Consider the following 3,919-nt stretch of genomic DNA (forward strand, 5'->3'; position numbering starts at 1 on the left):
GCATCGTCTGTATACGAGTACTCTTGAACTTGTACGCTGTTACCTGCACCTTCGATGTATTGTAAATCTTCCCAATACTTTCCATCAACAGAACGCGCAATTGTAAAAAAGTCATTGTTTGTCTCTGTTGCTGTTTTCCACGAAAGCTCAACTTGACGGTCTTTTTTGATTGCATCGAAAGTAATGAGTTCGATAGGGAGTACAGAAGTTCCAGGTACTGTTATGAATTCTGGACCATCATAGCCTTGCATATCAATTTCAAATGTAATTTTATCACACATTAAACTCTCCACGGATGCAGAATTACAGCTAGAATCACCTTTCCAAATATTACCAACAGTTTTACCAGACCCTTCATCTAGAGAGTTGGGTAGGTCAAAAAAAGAAGTATCATTATTACAAATAAAAACACCTTGAAGAGTATAAATTTGATTAAAACCTGTTTCCTTTCCATTACTATTGTAACTCTTTATTGAGTAGTCAAACAGTATATTATAATTATAACCATTAGGACAACTATAGGGAGGGGTTGTACTTCCATTTATCTCAACTCCTGTGGTGATTAACTCAATGACTATTGTCCTATTTCCTTGAACTTCCACAGAGATTGTAAAATGATTTTGAGCTGTAAGGCTAAAGCTAATGACTATAGCAAAAAATAAAGTAATAAAAAATCTAATCATTGTGCATGCATAATTTAAAATTGAGTGCAAATATAACTAAACTTCATTAAGGCGTATATAACATTTGTTACATAAAAACAGGTTTCGCTAATCTCTCTGATGCTTATACAAATGAAAGGCCTTTTGTTCATTTTCAACATTATTACCATTCCGCTTTCTAATAATAGTACTTCATTTTATCGGATTATTGGTGTTAAAAAAATACTACACCAAAAAAAACATCAAAAAACTTTACATTTTTATTTTTTCATACAACTCTTATTTTAAAGTGCTGTAAACGGTTTTAACCACTTACAAACGAAAGACATTCGACAACAAACGACAAATAACCGAATCTGGATTGGTGATTACCTCACCTTTGCATTGTCGATGGCTGAGAGACAGCTTGAGAAAAAGTTCAAACTATTATTAATTAAAATTTACAGACATGAACACGTTAAGAAACACAGTTAGTTTAATCGGGAACCTAGGAGCAGATCCTGCAATTACATAATTTGGAGACAAGAACTCTGTAGCATGTTTTAGCGTTGCAACACACGAATCATTTAAAGATAAAAAAGGCGAATGGGTAACGAACACCACATGGCACAATGTAGTTGCCTGGGGTAAGGCTGCAGAACTTTGCGAGCAACTTCTCAAAAAAGGATCTGAAATTGTTTTAGAAGGAAAATTAGTGAATGACTCTTACGAAACTAAAGAAGGTGAAAAACGCTACAAAACAGAAATCACATTGCGTGAATTTATGGTATTGAACCGTGATAAGGATGCAGATAAAAAATCAAAAGCATAATCCTAAACAAAATCGTATGAGTGCTCAGGAAACACTTGGGCACTCTTCATAAAAATTAAATAGTAATCCTAAACACATAAAATCATGAGAGTACAACAAATGAATCACGTTAATTTAATAGGTCAAATGACATCTGATCCAACATTCGTAGAAATGGAAGGAGGAAAAAAAATAGCTCGCTTTTCATTATCGACAAAAGAAACTTATCTCGATGCTGAAGGAAATACCAAAAACTTAAAAAATTGGCATCGTGTTACGGCATGGGGGAAGTGGGTTCCTGTATTAGAACAGTTAGGATCAAAAGGTCAGGCTTTAGCAATAGAAGGGCGCTTAAGATCACGTTACTATAATTCTAACGGTCAGCGTCAGTCCTTCACAGAAATAGAGATTAACGATATGGTTATCCTATAATTAATTAATCACATAAAAATCAAATATCATGAGAAATCAAGTTCAATTAATCGGAAACATAGGCATCGATCCAGAGATTACAAACTTTGAAAGCGGTGCAAAAAAAGTGCGTTTTACACTTGCAACTAACGAGCGTTATGTTGACCAAGAAGGAAATAGACAAGATAGGACTTTTTGGCACAACATTCATGCTTGGGGTCCTACAGCAAGTTACATTGCAAAGTCAGGTAAGAAAGGTACACAACTGGCTATAACAGGCAAACTCGTTACACGAAAATACTTATCGAAAACTGGTGAGTCGAAATCATTCACTTCTATTGAGGTTAAAAACGCAGTGGCATTGAGTTAAAAAACTCTCGCTAATTGACTTAACTTAAAAACCACCTAAATCAAAACGGTATGCAACCATAGGTTTGCGGTTAAGTTCATAAAAAGTACGTGGCTTGCTACGTACTTTTTGTTTTTTGTTCCCACAAGTAACTTAAATACTCGTGTACAACAACTACAGAGAAAAATAAAGAAAAATTATAGAAGATTTGTTCCATAGGAATATTGAAAATTCTAAACCCTATAATTGCACTCTCGTTATACCAAATAATTGGTGAGTAAATCATACTTACTGTTAACATTCCGTTTATGAAAAATAAAGGAAGTAACAGGATAAAAAATGTAATTATAAAGTATGGATACCATCTTGGAGTATATCCGAAATAAATGATCCAGTTAATAATTCCTGCAGTTAATAACGTAACAAAAGTATACTGATTATCGCGATATATAATAGCTAAGAGAACCGCAGTAAGCGTAAATAAAAGAGAAAAATAATAAGAAAAATGGATGGGCCTAAATTTTGGAAAATAAACCTTTATTACTTCGTATAGAAATACAAATACAAAAGGAATCGTTAAAAGGAACAGACACTCTTCAATAGGTAAATTGAAAAACAAAAGTCCGCTTAGACTACTTGAATTAAATCCCCATACTCCAATATCAGTAAAGTAAACACTACACGTAATAAAAATACTTCCAACTATTAAGATAGCAGGAAACAATGTTTTCCATAGAGTGTAAAAGCGCACCTTCTTATCGAATGAGAAAAGCAGTGTTCCAATAACACTTAGAATATTAATCCACAAATATAAACTCATCACTTATTCCCATTCTTTTATCCCTTTGTCTAACTCTAAAACATAATGAAAACCAAGTTCTTTCATTCTTTCCATAGCAACTTTACTCCTTACACCAACCGTACAGTAAACTAAATAACTATGATTCTTTGATAGTTTTTCGAATTCGGCATCCATATCACCACCGTTATATTCAATTAATTTAGCACCTTTAATATTACCTTCTTTAAATTCTTCTATAGTTCTAATATCTAACAGTATAAAATCACCAGAAGCTAAAGCCTCTTTAAACTCATCGTTACCGACACTTTCAAACCTATGCTCCATAGTTACTTGCGCTACTAAAGCAGAATTCGATATCATAAATAATGCAGTCAATAACATTAATAAACTTTTCATAATCTGTAGTTTTAGTCTCTCAAAAATAGACAAGTTCTAACTTACAACCTATTCATTTAATGATTTTTTAGAAGAAACGAAATAGTAGTTGTAAGTTTGTCATCGCAATAAATAATTTTAATATTATTGTTCCAATAATAAAGATGGTGAAAAAGGTAGAAAAGCGTATTGTTTTAATAGCTGGTGGTTCAGGACTAATTGGTCAAAAAGTACAAGAAGAACTTAATAAACAGGGTCATGAGGTTAGGATTCTTACCCGACAAGACAATCCAAACGCACCTTTTTATCATTGGAACCCTAGAAAAAAAGAGATTGATCGCGAAGCGTTAAAAGGGGTTCAAGTTATTATTAATCTAGCAGGAGCTGGAATTGCTGATAAAAGGTGGACTGATAAGCGCAAGGAAATTATTTTCAATTCTCGTATTAAGCCTACTCAGTTTTTGCATGAAATTAGTCAAAACACACCTGCTTTAACACAATATATATCAGCTTCTGGAATTACTTGTTAC

5 protein-coding genes and 2 pseudogenes are annotated in these 3,919 nt (G+C 33.2%); 4 read left to right on the top strand and 3 right to left on the bottom strand.

Annotated elements, in window-relative coordinates; all coding sequences use genetic code 11:
• Nucleotides 1–683: pseudogene (locus tag VKY41_RS00185) on the bottom strand (hypothetical protein); the annotation flags it as partial.
• A gap of 514 nt (nt 684–1,197) precedes the next feature.
• Here VKY41_RS00185 and VKY41_RS00190 point away from each other — a divergent pair.
• From VKY41_RS00190 to VKY41_RS00200, 3 genes and pseudogenes are all read left to right on the top strand, one after another.
• A pseudogene (locus VKY41_RS00190) lies at nt 1,198–1,473 on the top strand (single-stranded DNA-binding protein); the annotation flags it as partial.
• A 99-nt stretch (nt 1,474–1,572) separates the two neighbouring features.
• Nucleotides 1,573–1,884: a single-stranded DNA-binding protein gene (locus VKY41_RS00195; protein ID WP_500812417.1), complete on the top strand. Its 312-nt coding sequence runs from the start codon at nt 1,573–1,575 to the stop codon at nt 1,882–1,884.
• Between the two features lie 28 nt (nt 1,885–1,912).
• Nucleotides 1,913–2,233 (top strand): single-stranded DNA-binding protein, encoded by a 321-nt coding sequence (locus tag VKY41_RS00200; protein WP_500812413.1) that lies wholly within the window; start codon nt 1,913–1,915, stop codon nt 2,231–2,233.
• A gap of 97 nt (nt 2,234–2,330) precedes the next feature.
• Here the strand turns inward: VKY41_RS00200 and VKY41_RS00205 are convergent, their stop codons facing one another.
• Both VKY41_RS00205 and VKY41_RS00210 read right to left on the bottom strand, forming a co-directional pair.
• Nucleotides 2,331–3,032 carry a lycopene cyclase domain-containing protein gene (locus VKY41_RS00205; RefSeq protein ID WP_500812414.1) on the bottom strand — a complete coding sequence of 234 codons (702 nt, stop codon included), beginning with the start codon at nt 3,030–3,032 and terminating at the stop codon, nt 2,331–2,333.
• A 3-nt stretch (nt 3,033–3,035) separates the two neighbouring features.
• Nucleotides 3,036–3,374 carry a rhodanese-like domain-containing protein gene (locus tag VKY41_RS00210; protein WP_500812415.1) on the bottom strand — a complete coding sequence of 113 codons (339 nt, stop codon included), beginning with the start codon at nt 3,372–3,374 and terminating at the stop codon, nt 3,036–3,038.
• Nucleotides 3,375–3,553: 179 nt separating this feature from the next.
• On the opposite strand from VKY41_RS00210, the gene VKY41_RS00215 reads away from it, so the two are divergent.
• Nucleotides 3,554–3,919 (top strand): NAD-dependent epimerase/dehydratase family protein (locus tag VKY41_RS00215; protein WP_500812416.1); only part of this gene is annotated, 366 nt, incomplete at its 3' end.

It is taken from the genome of Xanthomarina sp. (assembly GCF_035306605.1).
In the GTDB taxonomy this organism is placed as follows: Bacteria; Bacteroidota; Bacteroidia; order Flavobacteriales; family Flavobacteriaceae; genus Xanthomarina.